We start from the raw sequence: 14,493 nt of genomic DNA on the forward strand, positions 1-14,493 counted from the left end.
AGGCGGGCCTGGCTAATCGGGTATGATTTCGGCGACGACGATGCCGGTGGCTACGTCATGGTTATTGGTCAGGCACAGGCAGTGATCGCGCCCGTCAACCAGGTAAATATTGAAATCGTCACGCTCCAGTACCGGTTCGTTATTGGGCAGGTCATCATCCATGCAGTAAGTGAAATGAACACCAGGGTATTCCTGCCTGAGCGCGGAAAGCGCGCTTTCATCGACGCCCATTTGGGCAATTTTCTCGGCAATTTCGCGGGTTTGTTCAACGGTTATCATTCGCTAGCTCTCCTTTCGAATCGAATGCGGTCGGTGGCTTGCACACCCATGGCTTTCGCCAGCCAGGGCGGCGGCGTCTCGGCCAGGACAGCTTGCAGTTTGTTTATCACGGTAGGGATTTCATCGCGTCCGGCCAGCTTGATCGGGTGGATGCCAAGCTTGACGATTTTGGCGGCGGCGGGTCCGCCGACCGAGGCGACGTACAGTAACTGGCAGTCTTTGATCAGTCCGGCGCGAAAGACGTTTTTATCCTCGACTTCGAGACCGTCCGGCATCGTTGTGTCGCGCAGGTCGATCAGCCGGCTTTCATCGGCGTTGACCTGGTAAATGATGAAGCGGGTGCAGGAGCCGAAATGGCCGTCGATATGAATGCCGTCGTCGCTGGCGCAGGCGATGCGCACGGAACCTGGCAGATCGCCATCGGCATAGGCTTCGGTTTCAGGCTCGGCCGGCACGCCCTTGAGCGCGGCTAATCCCCGTTGCAGCACGCTGTCGTCGAAACCTGATAATTCGCCGTCGCAAAGCGTCTTCATATCGGCGATGGTCAGCGCCGCAATTTTTTCTTCATCAATGGGCTGGCCTGCAAACGCAGTCAGTGCGATCAACAGGCGTTTAATGTCGGTACCGGGCATGGCGCGTGCCGCCAGCCCGATACGCAAAGCCAGATCCCGTGAAATCGCGTTCCGGCTCATGGTCTTACGCCGTCAGCGGCAGGATGCAGTTATCAATCGGGCAGACTTTGACGCATTGCGGCTTGTCAAAATCGCCTTCGCATTCGGTGCAGGTTTTGGCATCGATTTTAAAAACAACGGCGCCTTCGGAAATGGACATGGTCGGACAGACCGGCTCGCAGTCGCCGCAGGAAATACAGTCAGCTTCAACTATATATAAGGCCATGGTTAAACTCCTCAATCATCTATACGTTTTGCACGTAGGGTAATAGGAAAGACAGGTGGCACGTCCATCGGCTCGAAGTAGTATTTCGAGCCGTCACTGAGCACGACTTCGCCGCCCCATTTGTCGGGGCTGTCGAACTCGACCGATTCGGCCACTTCTTCCAGATCTTTTTTGGGTACATAGAAGACCAGTTTGCCTTCTCCGTTTTTCTTCAACATGACGCTGGGCATCAGAGTCTCCGTTTAATTTAGGTAGGTCGGGTTAGCGTAGGTAGCGTAACCCGACACAATAATTGGCATGGATTGTCGGGTTACGCTACGCTAACCCGACCTACAATTAACGGATCAAATCGTAGTTGTAGTCCGTGGTTCCCATGCCTTTGGTTTCCTTGTCCAGCTGCTCCAGCACGGCATTCACCAGCGTGGTCAACATGTAGATGGCGCCTTCGTAACCCAGCGTCGTCATTCTGTGCAGGTGGTGACGGTCGAAAATCGGGAAACCGATGCGGATCAACGGCACTTCGTGCTCTTCGCCTTTGTAGAAGGTGTCGCGCTGGATGAACTTGCCGTAGGAGTTGCCGATCATGAAGTCCGGTTTGTTAGTGAACATCAATGAACGGAAATGCCACAAGTCCTTGCCGATATGAACCTGAGTGTTGACGCCGTAAGGTGATTCGGCGAGCATCTTGTTCATGGCTTTTAACCAGCGTTTGTTGGCATGGTTGCACAGCACATCGCTTGGTTCGGCGCCTACTTCGAGCAGGAACTTGGTCATGCCCATGACGAAATCGGCGTCGCCGTACAGGGCGAATTTCTTGCCGTGCAGCCAGGCATGCGAGTCGGTCATCATGTCAACCAGACGGCCGCGTTCCAGTTCCAGTGAAGCAGAGATCGGCTTGCCGGTCAGTTCGGAGACTTTCATCAGGAACTGGTCGGTCCATTCCAGGCCCATCGGGATGTTGATGGCGGTAGCCGGCTGATGCCAAATGGTTTGAACGAACTTTTTGGTTTTGTCCAACTGCCAGGGTTGCAGCAGCAAGGTGTCGATGGCGTTGGGCGCATCCTTGATTTCATCTTGCGTGGTGCCGCCCGCGTACATGCGGAAGGTGCCGTCGGCCGGCGTGTCGAGCACTTCGGAAGGGTCGCTCAGCAGCGAGTAGTCGACGCCCATTTCCTTCATCATACGGTGGATGACGCGGAAGTTGCCCAGATAGGTTTCAAAGCCGGGGACCAGGTTGATCTTGCCGTTGGAGCCGACTTGCTTGTCATCCATGTAGTTCAGGGTGAAATAGCGTGCCATGCCCTCGAACATGTTGTCCCAACCGGTGGTATGACTGCCGACGAAGCTGGGCGTGTGCGCGAAAGGCGTCGGATAATCCTGTTCGACGTGGCCGGCTTTTTTGGCGTTGTTGATGAAGGCGTTCAAGTCGTCACCGATGACTTCCGCCATGCAGGTGGTCGATACGGCAATGATGTCGGGGTTGTACAAGGCTTTCGCGTTTTCCAGCCCGGCCATCATGTTTTTCTGGCCGCCGAACACGGCCGCGTCTTCGGTCATGGAATCGGATACGCAGGCAACCGGTTCCTTGAAATGGCGGTTGAAGTAAGTGCGGAAATAAGCCACGCAGCCTTGTGAACCGTGCACGTAAGGCATGGTTTTCTCAAAGCCGAGTGCGCACAATACGGCGCCCAGCGGTTGGCAGGCTTTTGCGGGGTTGACGGTCAGCGCTTCACGATTGAAATTGAGTTCTTGATATTCCTTGGTGGTCGTCCACTCGAATACTTCGTCAATTTGTTCCTGTGGATGGCGTTCTTCGTAGAGCGCGCGCTTGTTGGACAGGTTATCCTTGTATTCATCGTTTCTGAACAAAGGATAACTCGGTTGTATGTTTTCGACTTCTTGACTCATGATAATCTCCTACGCGCCACTAATCTGTGGACGACGTGTTGAAGGATGGCGGTCAAGTGAGGAGACTTGACCGCCAGCTAACATTGTTGGGCTGTCAAAACGCTTGCAGCCGTAGAGTACGCATCCATGGCCTGGCGGCTATCGCGTACCAGTTGATAAGGTGGGCAATACCTGAGGAGCATTGCCTACCCTACCTCCGTATCAAGCGCTGGCAGCCACCGCTACCGCATCGCTTTCCGCTGTTTTCCAGGGCACTTTCACTTGCTTCCAGCACGGGTTGTTCAAGGTCATGTCCATATCGCGGGCGAAGATGGCGAAGCCGTCATAACCGTGGTAAGGGCCTGAATAATCCCAGGAGTGCATTTGCCGGAACGGAATGCCCATTTTCTGGAAGATGTATTTTTCCTTGATGCCGGAGCCGATCAGGTCAGGTTGTACTTTCTTGACGAATTCCTCGAACTCGTAGCCGGTGACATCGTCGTAGAGCAACGTTGCATTGCCCATTTCCTTGATCGTGCGGTCATAGTCGTCGTTATGGCCGAATTCATAACCGGTGCCGACCACTTCCATGCCCAGGTCTTCATAGGCGCCGATCACGTGGCGAGGGCGCAGGCCGCCGACGTAAAGCATGACGCGCTTGCCTTGCAGACGTGGTTTGTATTTAGCGATCACGGCGTCGTATTCAGCCTGGTATTTGGCGATAACTTTTTCCGCGCCGGCCTGGATGGTCTCATCGAAGTGCGCGGCAATTCTGCGCAACGATTCGGCGATTTTGGTTGGGCCGAAGAAGTTGTACTCGATCCAGGGGATGTTGTACTTTTCTTCCATGTGCCGTGCGATGTAGTTCATCGAACGGTAGCAATGGATCAGGTTCAGTTTGACCTTGGGTGTGTTTTCCATTTCCGCGATGGTGCCGTCGCCGGACCATTGAGCGACAACGCGCAGGCCCATTTCCTCGAGCAATGTGCGTGAAGCCCAGGCATCGCCGCCGATGTTGTAATCGCCGATAACCGCCACGTCATAAGGGGAGACTTCATAGCCGGTTTCCTTGCCTTCGTTACCGTCGAGAACCCAGTCGCGAATGGCGTCGTTGGCGATATGGTGACCCAATGATTGCGATACGCCGCGGAATCCTTCGCAACGCACTGGAACAACGGGTTTGCCGATTTCCTTGTTAGCTTTTTTGGCGACCGCTTCAATATCGTCGCCGATCAAACCGATCGGGCATTCCGACTGAATGCTGATGCCTTTGTTGAGCGGGAACAGTTCCTCAATTTCATTCATGATCTTCGCGAGCTTTTTATCGCCGCCGAACACGATGTCTTTTTCCGTGAAATCAGAGGTGAAGTTCATGGTGCCGAAGGTATTGACGCCCGTGGTGCCGACGTAATAGTTACGACGGCCGGCGCGCGAATACTGGCCACAGCCGACCGGGCCGTGGGAGATGTGGATCATATCCTTGATCGGGCCCCAGACCACCCCTTTTGAGCCGGCATAAGCACAACCGCGGATAGTCATGACGCCAGGTTGGGATTTACGGTTCGAGGTGATGCATTTGTTGGATTTTTCAAGCGACTGGTCGTTGACCGCTAAATGCTTGGCGCGGTCTTTCTTCGCTTGTTCTGGATAGACTTCAAGCACTTCCTGTATGAGCGCTTCGGTCTCTTCTCTTGTCATTGCTGCCATGTTGTTTCTCCTACTTATGCCGTGGGCAATCCCCCAACAGACAAGTTTTAGGACTGGAGAGCGGCGGCACCGCCCTCCAGTATTTCGTGACGGATTTTTACGCTTCTGCTACCGCGGTTTGGCCGATGATAGACTCGTCTTCTTCGTCCATCAGACCGAATTCCATCATTAACTCTTCCAGTTCATCCATGGAGATCGGTTGCGGAATAACGAGGTTTTTGTTATCGCGGATTTTCAGCGCCAGTTGACGGTACTCGTCGGCTTGTTTAGCTTTTGGATCGTATTCGATAACGGTCATGCGGCGGATTTCAGCGCGTTGCACAACGTTGTCGCGCGGTACGAAGTGAATCATCTGCGTGCCGATTTTTTCGGCCAGCGCCATGATCAGTTCGTCTTCACGAGCCGTGTTGCGAGAGTTGCAGATCAGACCGGCCAGACGCACGCTGCCTGAGTTGGCGTATTTAACGATGCCTTTGGCAATGTTGTTGGCCGCGTACATGGCCATCATTTCGCCCGAGCAAACGATGTAAATTTCCTGCGCCTTGTTTTCACGGATTGGCATGGCAAAGCCGCCACACACAACATCCCCAAGAACATCATAAAAAACGAAATCGAGTTCATCATCATAGGCTCCTTCTTCCTCGAGGAAGTTAATGGCCGTGATTACACCGCGGCCGGCACAGCCGACGCCGGGCTCAGGGCCGCCTGATTCAACGCATTTGACGCCGCCGAAGCCGACTTTCAATACATCTTCCAGTTCAAGATCTTCAACGCTGCCGGCTTCAGCCGCCAGACTCATGATGGTTGTTTGCGCTTTAGAGTGCAGCATCAAGCGTGTAGAATCGGCTTTCGGGTCGCAGCCGACGATCATCACTTTGTTGCCGGCTTCTGCAAGCGCGGCGACCAGGTTCTGTGTTGTAGTGGATTTACCAATTCCACCTTTACCGTAAATTGCACATTGACGTAATGCCATGATTTTCTCCTTACATAGAACGTTGTTGTTGGTTACGCAAGAGATAATGAGCAAAGCCCGTGCCAAACGCTAAAAACAATAATATGTTGTTGATTTGACAGTAAAAAGTCGAGTGCTTGGCAGATTGTGCCTGCGTTGTATTACGGACATTTTGTAGGGTTTATGTCGGCTTGTTCACAGTGGCGCGTTTGTAGCGCGGGCTGACGCCTTAGCGGCAATTTAGCCTTGAAGCCTTCGCTCCGATATCCCTTCAGGTGAAGGCCGTTTCCTTATGCCTTTTAGGGTACACATCGCGACTTGCCGGGCGATTTTGATCGCGATGCAGGCATCGCCCGTACCACCGTTACCCGCATTTAGAAAACAAGGCCATTATTCAATGACCAATCCTGAACGGGCCGGCATAACCATCTGTCTGTGACGTAACGACTGGTATTAAAAAAAGAAAAATGGACAATTTGTCGGAAATGTCGGGAACAGCACAATCGGTATTGAATGCAGAGGCGTTATTAAACAACCCTGAAGGCAATAAGTGATTGTTATTTATAAGGTCGGGAGTGTTTGGCGGCAATTGGAGTGATTTTTGCTTTAGTTACGGACATACCTATCAGTCATAAAGGAGTTAACCATGTCTTCCGATGTATTTTCCGAAATATTAAGCGGTCTTTACGATAATAAAGTCGTGCCTTATTTAGGCCCCGGCGTGCTTTTTGATGCCACCAATAAAACAACCGGCGAGCCGATGCCGGCCGACAGCACCAGCCTGATTCTGGCCATGAACAATGGCCAGCCCATGGCGCCCAAGCTTATGTATGAATTTCCCAGGGCGGCCATGAATCAGGAATTGAAACGGGGCAGGAATTTTCTGGGCCAGTTTCTCACCAAGGTTTATGGCGAAACGGAATGGACGCGCGCCACTTTGCATGATTGGCTGAACGAATGGCGGCCGGCTTATGTGATCGATATCAATCGGGATACTCAGTTGCAGGACAGCTATGCCGACGAGGAACATACGCTGATTACGGGCATAGCAAGAATCGCGGCCCAGCCGAACCGTTATAAGCTGTACCATTATGACGGCAGCGATTATTTCGAAATTCCGGAAGAACAAGTCGATCGGCGCTTGCCGATTTTGTTCAAGCCGATGGGCACGCCCAGGCCCGAGGCCAACTATATTGCTTCGGATGCCGATTATGTCGATTACATCACCGAACTGATGGGCGGCTTCGCTATCCCCGAGTTCCTTAAGGAGTACCGCAAGCAGAAGCAGTACCTGTTGATCGGCATGCCTTTAAACCGCGATTCCGAGCGCATGGTCATGAGCGATATCGTGTATGCCGCGGCCGAGCCTAAAGGCTGGGTTTTAAACAAGAATCCGACCGACAAGGAAAAACGCTTCTGCAAGAAAATGGGCCTGGAAATTATCGATGCCGGTGTCGAAGATCTGCTCGATGCGGCCGGTTTTCTGGCGCCTTATAAAAAAACGGCTTAGAAAGCGTTCGTGATCTTCGTAGTGAATAAGGCTTTTATGTTGTTTTCACTCATTCTTTTATAGCCCCGTTCGCGGGCGAATCCGCCTATCTAAGTATCCAAAACGACGCAAGACACAGAGGGTGAAGTCCCCCTGTGTCTTGCGTCGTTTTTTTATTAAGGCTTGCGTGCCAATCGTTAAAAATTAATGATTATAAATCATAAGGGTACTGTTTATCGTTCAAGCGGGTCTTGACGCTGATGCCTGAAAAATTCATAGTGAGGTTTAATCGTTATCACCGGCAGCGATTGCCGGTTGTTCAGTCGTTATCAGAAAACAGGTATATCAGCATGCATGCTCGCGCACTTAAACTCTTGCAGCATCATCATGATTTTGCAGTGATTCATAAAAAAGGCGAAAGACGGACCAAACAGGTACTCGTTCTTACCTTCCTGACCATGGTCGTGGAAATTACGGCCGGCACGGTGTTCGGGTCGATGGCGCTACTCGCCGACGGTTGGCACATGGGCACGCACGTGGCCGCTTTCATGATTACGATCATCGCCTACCGCTATTCCCGCGTCCATGCCCATGACGATACCTTTGCCTTCAGTCCCGGCAAGGTAGGGGTCCTGGGCGGTTTCGCCAGCTCTATTGCATTGGGCGCCGTGGCCCTGATGATGATCGTCGAGTCGACGGAACGCCTGCTGGAACCGCGCATCATCCACTTCGATGAAGCCATTGCCGTCGCGGCTTTCGGTTTGATGATCAACCTGATCAGCGCCTTGTTGCTGCGGGACCATCATCACCATCCTCATGGTCATGCTCATCATCACGATCAAAACCTTAAGGCCGCTTATATGCATGTGCTGGCCGATGCGCTCACGTCCGTGCTGGCCATCATCGCGCTGGTATCTGGGAAATATTACGGGTGGAACTGGCTGGATCCGGTCATGGGTATGGTCGGCGCGTTGGTTATCGTGCGCTGGTCCTATGGTCTCATGAAAGAGACCAGCCCGATCCTGATCGATGAAAGCATCGATGCCCGCTATAAAATAGCGGTCAAGAAAAAAATAGAAAGCGACGCCGATAACCGCGTGTCAGACCTGCATATCTGGCGTGTGGGCCCCAACCACTTCGCCATCATTTTATCGGTGGTCTCGCACACGCCTAAAGCCCCGCAATATTACAAAGCGCTGCTGAAGGATTTCCACAAGCTGTCGCATATTACCGTTGAGGTCAATAAATGTTACGGGGATGATTGCATAGTCGAGGAATAATGCGTTGCCGGGATGAATGGATTTGGCCCGGAACGCCCCGCTTAGTAATGGGCATGAAATAAATCAGGGAATTGTAGGTGCGAATTCATTCGCACAGTGCGAATACCCTAAAGGGCACAAGTACCCATAGGGCATAAATGAATTCGCACCTACACCGGAAATTCTCCGCGCACTTGAGGAAGTTATTTTATGCGCGTTCCTTAGCAGGTGTTATAACATTGCAAGGCATGCCATTTCCATAATTCGCCGACTCAGTCTGATTCCGAAAAGGTGCGCGCTGCGCACCCTGCGTTAACGATTGCCCAAACCGGAACCTATTCGTTCAAACAACGGCCAAAGCGTTAACGATACCAGAGGTTCGAGATTCCCTATTCACGGGTAAGGCTATTATGAAAATCCATCCCCCGCTTTATTACGGCGACTATCTGCAACTGCCCAAAATCCTGAATGCCCAGGCGCCTGAAAGCGCGAAATACGGGCAAGAGGTTCACGACGAGACGCTGTTCATCGTGATTCATCAAACCTACGAACTCTGGTTCAAGCAGATCCTGCATGAGCTGGATTCCATCCGCCAGATCATGGCCCGGCCGTTCGTGCCCTCCACGGACCTGTACATCATCAATGCCCGCCTGAAAAGAGTCACGACCATTCAACAGATTTTGATCGATCAGATTCAGGTCATGGAAACCATGACCACGCTGGATTTCATGGAATTCAGGGATTATCTGGTGCCGGCTTCCGGTTTTCAAAGCCTGCAGTTTCGTCTGGTGGAGGCGGCGTTAGGCATCAGGCCTGAACACCGGATGGATATTGAAAAGCAGTTCATCAATTCCCGCCTCAAACCGGAAGACAGGAAAACGCTGGCACAGGCGGAAAACAACACCAGTATCTTCGAGCTGTTGGAGGAGTGGCTGGCGCGCATGCCTTTTTCGCAATTTGAAGGCTATGATTTCTGGGGCGAGTATTCGCTGGCCGTGCATAAGATGCTCAAACAGGATTATGAGATCATCTTGAACAATCCGGGCCTGGACGAGCCCTTGCGGGCGATGGAGCTGAAAAACCTGGAAACGACGCGCGAAACCTTCGCGACACTGCTGAATGCCGATAAATTCGCCGAACAGCGGGCGCAGGGCAAAATCAGGCTGTCGCAGAAAGCGATGCTGTCGGCCGTGTTCATTTTTCTGTACCGCGATTATCCGGCCCTGCAAATGCCTTTTGAAATTCTCAGTGCTCTGGTCGAGGTGGATGAAAAGTTCACGACCTGGCGCTTTCGCCATGCGCTCATGGTGCACAGGATACTCGGCATTAAAATCGGAACCGGCGGCTCTTCGGGGCATGAATACCTGAAACTGACGACGGAAAGAAACCGCGCGTTTCTGGACCTGTTCAATCTGGCTACCTTTCTGATGCCCAAATCCATGGCGCCGGCATTGCCCGGGGCCATTAAGGACCAGCTGGATATCGTCTATGACGCTTTCCAATCCTAAGCGCTACTACAGGCGTTTTTTGCAAGGCCATGCGGGGAAACTGCATTTTCGCGCCCATTCCCATCATTTCTGGCCCGATGTCAGCCGCGAGGCGCAAATCGCCTGCTGGGACGACTGCGCCAGCCTGAGCGATGAAAAATGGGGCAGGATTTTTTCCGAGACGCTGCCGAAAACGCAACGCCACATCGCGAGAATCCTGGGCCTGAAAGATACCCGGCAAATCGCCCTGGCACCGAACACTCATGAGCTTTCCGTCCGGCTGCTGTCGCTTTTCCTGGGCCGGACACATTTAAAGATACTTACCACAACCAGCGAATTTCATTCCTGGCGTCGGCAATTTCTCAGATTAATGGAAATTCCCGGAATTAGCATTCATCAGGTTGATGCGGCGAATTTTCCTCGGGAGAGAGCCGCTTTCCTGGACGGCATGCGTTCAGCGCTTGCCGACAGGCACGACCTGGTTTTTCTGAGCCAGGTTTTCTTTGATTCGGGCGCGGCCTTGACTGATGCCGATATGGCGTCGCTGGTTGACGCGGCCCCTGATTCGACGCTTTTTGTCGTCGACGGCTATCACGGCTTCGCGGCCATTCCCTGTAACCTGTCCAGTCTGGAGGGGCGGCTTTTCTATCTGGGCGGCGGCTACAAATACGGTCAGGGCGGCGAGGGCATAGGCTTTATGGTCATCCCGAAAGGCCACTGGCGGCCGGCCGACACGGGCTGGTATGCCGAGTTCGCGCAACTGTCCAGGCCGGCCGGTATGACCGTCGGTTACCCGGACGATGCCATGGCCTTCATGGGCTCGACGCAGGACCCGAGCGGTTTTTATCGGTTTAACGCCGTCTGGGATTTGTTCGAGTCCGATGGCATCGACACGCGAAGCATTCACGATTATGTCGTGAGGCTGCAAAAGACCTTTCTTGACCATCTGCCACAAACCTTCTGCCAGGGCTGGTCACTGACGCCGTTGTTTGATCCTGCCCTGGACTGGCACGGGCATTTTCTGACCTACGAGGCCTGTTCCTTGGAAAGCGCCGAAAAGTGCCTGCAAATTCTGGACAGTAACGGTATCCTGATCGATCGCAGGGGAAGGCGGTTGAGGTTCGGGTTCGGGCTTTATCAGGATGAAGCCGATGTGGTTGAGCTTTGCCGGCGGCTTCGGAAATCGGCGGTCAATGGCTGATGGCGCGGCGAGCGGCATAACCCTCTGTCTGTGCGTAACGTCAGTTAATTCACGAGAACTGATTGGGTTGCAGACATGCTGAGCCATAAACTCCACGCCGAAAAAATATTGGATTGCGAGACCTGAGCCCATTGAGATGCCCTTTGCATTGACTTCGGCGGGCCATCCTGGATCGCCGCAACGACTATCCAGGACGACACTCGTACAACCATGGACGACTATTGGCCGAATGCCTTCAGCGCCGCCTCCTGCAATTCCTCCATACTCACATCCCGTATATGCGTGGCGATCGACCAGTGATGACCATACGGATCTTCAAGATAGCCGTAGCGATCGCCCCAGAACATCTCTTCGACCGGCATCCGGATAGCGGCACCCGCTCTGACGGCCTGTTCGAAGAGCGCATCCACGTCTTCGACCTGAAGATGAATGGCGACCGGCGAACCTTTGAGCGACTTGGGTCCGAACGAGCCGCAGTCCGGGAACTCATCGGCCAGCATGATTGCCGAATCGCCAATTCTGATGCAGGCATGGATGAGTTTGCCCTGAGGCCCCGACAGACGCATCATTTCGACGGCATTGAATGCCTGTTTGTAGAATTCAATGGCCTCGGCGGCTCCGGCGCAAACCAAATGCGGCGTTACCGTGCGCAGCCAATCTGGGATAGGGTTTACTTGCGGCATGTGTTTTCTCCTTCCGGTTTCAGTTTAGTTTTCAAAGTCGGGATGTTTTTAAGAACAGATTCGACTGTCTGAGTCCAGCCTTCGCCACATAATCGAACGGAGAAGTGCGAATTCGACAGTATTTTTAAAGCCAACACTCATACGGTCCTAGCCTCAGCCTCCTCCAGCGTGCGGAAGCATTCGATTACCTCGCTGTCGCCGAAATCATCCAGCTCAAACAACTGACGCACCTCGATCTCCGCATCAGCGCCATCTCCGACGGGATTGGGAAAGCGCAAGGTCCACTCGATCGCTTCCGCCCTCGAATTCGCCTGAATCACCGTATAGCCGGCGATCAGCTCCTTGGTTTCCGCAAACGGCCCGTCGATTACACTGCGCTTTTCTCCGGAATACTGTATGCGCCACCCGTTTGAGCTCGGCTTTAGTCCCGATCCATCGAGCAGCATGCCGGCTTCCGCCAGTTCCTCGTGGAATTTCGCCATGCTGGTTAACAGTTTCTCTCCGGGCATAACGCCGGCTTCAGAGTCTTGAGTGGCCTTGACTATAATCATGAATCGCATTGTTTATTCTCCTGGTGACATGGGTTTTGAACCGGGTTTCTTACGTTTTTACTGCGGTTCTGCCTATTAGTCGAATGAGGCGAAGCGAAATCGACACGATGATCGACAATTTTTACGGCAGGGGCGATATATCTGCGTTATGGTGTCTTCCGGCCTCGACCATTTCCCGGATCGGCCGGATGGGCCGAACCTCGATACTGCCCACGCGCGCCGGCGGGATCTTCGCAGCAAGCTGGATCGCTTCATTCAAATCCCTGGCCTCGATGAGATAAAACCCGGCCAGTTGCTCCTTGGTCTCGGCGAAAGGGCCATCGGTAATGGATACCTTGCCATTGCGAACCCGCACGGTAGTGGCGGTTTCGATCGGCTGTAGCGCCTCCGAGGCAATACAATGCCCGCTTTTGCGGAGCGCCACGTCGTAAGCCAGACATTCCTCATCCTTCGGACTTTCGGGCAAGGCGTGCAGTTTTTCTTCCTCGCTGTAGACCAGGCATAGATATTTCATGATTGCCTCCTTATTCATAATCGAAAAAACTTGATGACACCCTATAGTCGATCGGCCTGTCCCGAAATCGACAATGCGCCGATCAATTTTGCAGCTCGGCCAGTCGCCGCGCCAAAAAACGCCGCTCAGGTTCCTGGCGGGCAAGATTGAGGGCTTGCCGGTAAGCCGTTCTTGCCTGTTCCATCCGGCCGAGCCGGCGACACATGTCCGCTCGCGCCGAATGCGCCAGGTGATAGTCGGCAAGATCGCCGCGTGCAAGCAGGGCATCGATCAGATCAAGGCCCGCTTCCGGGCCGTCCCGCATGGCTATCGCCACCGCACGATTCAGTTCAACCACCGGCGAGGACGTTGCCTGTAACAGCAGATCGTAAAGTCCGACGATTTCCCGCCAGTCGGTTTCGCCGGTATTGGGAGCCTGCGCATGAACAGCTGCAATAGCCGACTGCAGCGTGTAGACGCCGATGCTTTTCGATCTGAATGCCCGCATAACCAGTGTCAGGCCCTCTGCAATCTGCCCGCGGTTCCAAAGCGAGCGGTCCTGCTCGTCCAGCAGGATCAGATCGCCTTCCGGCGATGTGCGGGCGGCGCGGCGCGAGTCATGCAGCAGCATCAGCGCCAGCAGGCCGACTGCTTCCGACTCCTCCGGCAGGAGTTCGGCCAGGAGCCTGCCGAGACGGATAGCCTCGCCCGAGAGATCATGCCGCGTCAGATCGCTGCCGGCAGAGGCCGAATAACCTTCGTTGAATACCAGATAAATTACCCGCAGAACCGCATCCAGCCGGTCCGGCAACGCCTCGTGCGCAGGCACTTCATACGGAATGCGGGCATCGCGGATTTTCGCCTTGGCGCGCACGATGCGCTGCGCCACTGTCGTGGGTGAAACAAGAAAGGCGCGGGCGATTTCTTCCGTCGTGAGGCCGCATACTTCGCGCAGGGTTAAAGCAATCCGGGAATCAAACGTTAAAGCCGGGTGGCTGCAAATAAAAATCAGTCTGAGATGATCATCCTCGACACCCTCATTCTGCCTCGCCGCCGCGTCGTCGACGGCTATGCCGGCCTGCTCATCAAGGCCATCCAGCGTATCGAAGCGGGCATGACGCCGCCTGTTGTCGATGGCTTTAAAACGGCCGGCCGACACCAGCCAGGCCCGGGGATTGGCCGGCACGCCGTCTTGCGGCCACTGTTCCAGCGCGGCCCGGAATGCATCGTGCAAAGCTTCTTCCGCGAGATCAAAGTCTCCCAGCAGGCGAATCAAGGTCGCCAGTACGCGCCGCGACTCGGTCCGGTAAACCGCTTCCAGGGTTTTGCTCAGGTTGGGATCGGTATTTTTGCTCAAGGGTGCTACCTGGTCTTATCTTCTTTTTGGCGAGCGAACAGTCAATATAGTATCGGTTTGAGAATGGTTGTCACCCTGAAATTTGGCAGCACACCGTCATCGCTGGTGATGGCGGTGTGCTGAATTGGGCTTGCAGGTTACGACGTTTAAAGGCGGGATATTCTATTTGAGTTGCGGTACAAATCGTCACGGGCAAATCCTTGTTCGAATTCAATCTAAGCAACTGAGTTTTATATAACTCTACGGGATTT

At 53.7% G+C, this 14,493-nt stretch carries 15 protein-coding genes; 4 read left to right on the forward strand and 11 right to left on the reverse strand.

Translation table 11 applies throughout. The features are described from left to right. Window positions 1–12: 12 nt before the first annotated feature. The 7 genes from METMA_RS0115140 to nifH form a co-directional block, all read right to left on the reverse strand. Window positions 13–279: a DUF6129 family protein gene (locus METMA_RS0115140; RefSeq protein ID WP_020159947.1), complete on the reverse strand. Its 267-nt coding sequence runs from the start codon at window positions 277–279 to the stop codon at window positions 13–15. Further along, window positions 276–971: a dinitrogenase iron-molybdenum cofactor biosynthesis protein gene (locus METMA_RS0115145; RefSeq protein ID WP_020159948.1), complete on the reverse strand. Its 696-nt coding sequence runs from the start codon at window positions 969–971 to the stop codon at window positions 276–278. Before METMA_RS0115145 ends, METMA_RS0115140 begins: the two co-directional genes overlap by 4 nt. Before the next feature lie 4 nt (window positions 972–975). Next, window positions 976–1,176 carry a 4Fe-4S binding protein gene (locus METMA_RS0115150; protein WP_020159949.1) on the reverse strand — a complete coding sequence of 67 codons (201 nt, stop codon included), beginning with the start codon at window positions 1,174–1,176 and terminating at the stop codon, window positions 976–978. Window positions 1,177–1,187: 11 nt separating this feature from the next. Continuing rightward, entirely contained in the window at window positions 1,188–1,406 is a 219-nt protein-coding gene (gene nifT / locus METMA_RS0115155; RefSeq protein ID WP_020159950.1) for a putative nitrogen fixation protein NifT, read from the reverse strand. A gap of 106 nt (window positions 1,407–1,512) precedes the next feature. Further along, a complete protein-coding gene (gene nifK, locus METMA_RS0115160) occupies window positions 1,513–3,084 on the reverse strand; it encodes a nitrogenase molybdenum-iron protein subunit beta (RefSeq protein WP_020159951.1) in 1,572 nt (523 codons plus the stop codon). A gap of 201 nt (window positions 3,085–3,285) precedes the next feature. Continuing rightward, on the reverse strand, window positions 3,286–4,770 hold the full coding sequence (nifD, locus tag METMA_RS0115165; RefSeq protein ID WP_027147368.1) for a nitrogenase molybdenum-iron protein alpha chain: 1,485 nt from the start codon (window positions 4,768–4,770) through the stop codon (window positions 3,286–3,288). Between the two features lie 97 nt (window positions 4,771–4,867). After that, a complete protein-coding gene (gene nifH / locus METMA_RS0115170; RefSeq protein WP_020159953.1) occupies window positions 4,868–5,743 on the reverse strand; it encodes a nitrogenase iron protein in 876 nt (291 codons plus the stop codon). Between the two features lie 625 nt (window positions 5,744–6,368). Between nifH and METMA_RS0115175 the strand changes: the two genes are divergently transcribed. The 4 genes from METMA_RS0115175 to METMA_RS0115190 all read left to right on the forward strand — a co-directional run bounded on the left by METMA_RS0115175 (window position 6,369) and on the right by METMA_RS0115190 (window position 11,158). Then, window positions 6,369–7,232 carry an SIR2 family protein gene (locus tag METMA_RS0115175; RefSeq protein WP_020159954.1) on the forward strand — a complete coding sequence of 288 codons (864 nt, stop codon included), beginning with the start codon at window positions 6,369–6,371 and terminating at the stop codon, window positions 7,230–7,232. Window positions 7,233–7,561: 329 nt separating this feature from the next. Next, on the forward strand, window positions 7,562–8,491 hold the full coding sequence (gene dmeF / locus METMA_RS0115180; RefSeq protein ID WP_027147369.1) for a CDF family Co(II)/Ni(II) efflux transporter DmeF: 930 nt from the start codon (window positions 7,562–7,564) through the stop codon (window positions 8,489–8,491). 389 nt (window positions 8,492–8,880) lie between these two features. Further along, window positions 8,881–9,978: a tryptophan 2,3-dioxygenase family protein gene (locus METMA_RS0115185; protein WP_020159956.1), complete on the forward strand. Its 1,098-nt coding sequence runs from the start codon at window positions 8,881–8,883 to the stop codon at window positions 9,976–9,978. After that, the gene (locus METMA_RS0115190; RefSeq protein ID WP_020159957.1) at window positions 9,959–11,158 is read left to right on the forward strand and encodes an aminotransferase class V-fold PLP-dependent enzyme; all 1,200 of its coding nucleotides are present in this window, start codon (window positions 9,959–9,961) and stop codon (window positions 11,156–11,158) included. Before METMA_RS0115185 ends, METMA_RS0115190 begins: the two co-directional genes overlap by 20 nt. Window positions 11,159–11,376: 218 nt before the next feature. Here the strand turns inward: METMA_RS0115190 and METMA_RS0115195 are convergent, their stop codons facing one another. The 4 genes from METMA_RS0115195 to METMA_RS0115210 form a co-directional block, all read right to left on the reverse strand. Next, a complete protein-coding gene (locus METMA_RS0115195; RefSeq protein ID WP_020159958.1) occupies window positions 11,377–11,841 on the reverse strand; it encodes a VOC family protein in 465 nt (154 codons plus the stop codon). Window positions 11,842–11,978: 137 nt separating this feature from the next. After that, window positions 11,979–12,401 carry a YciI family protein gene (locus METMA_RS0115200; protein ID WP_020159959.1) on the reverse strand — a complete coding sequence of 141 codons (423 nt, stop codon included), beginning with the start codon at window positions 12,399–12,401 and terminating at the stop codon, window positions 11,979–11,981. A gap of 112 nt (window positions 12,402–12,513) precedes the next feature. After that, window positions 12,514–12,906 carry a YciI family protein gene (locus tag METMA_RS0115205; protein ID WP_020159960.1) on the reverse strand — a complete coding sequence of 131 codons (393 nt, stop codon included), beginning with the start codon at window positions 12,904–12,906 and terminating at the stop codon, window positions 12,514–12,516. Between the two features lie 82 nt (window positions 12,907–12,988). Beyond that, complete coding sequence (locus METMA_RS0115210; RefSeq protein ID WP_020159961.1) at window positions 12,989–14,242, reverse strand: RNA polymerase sigma factor; 1,254 nt, start codon at window positions 14,240–14,242, stop codon at window positions 12,989–12,991. Between the last annotated feature and the right edge of the window lie 251 nt (window positions 14,243–14,493).

It is taken from the genome of Methylobacter marinus A45 (genome assembly GCF_000383855.1).
GTDB classification, from domain to species: Bacteria; Pseudomonadota; Gammaproteobacteria; order Methylococcales; family Methylomonadaceae; genus Methylobacter; species Methylobacter marinus.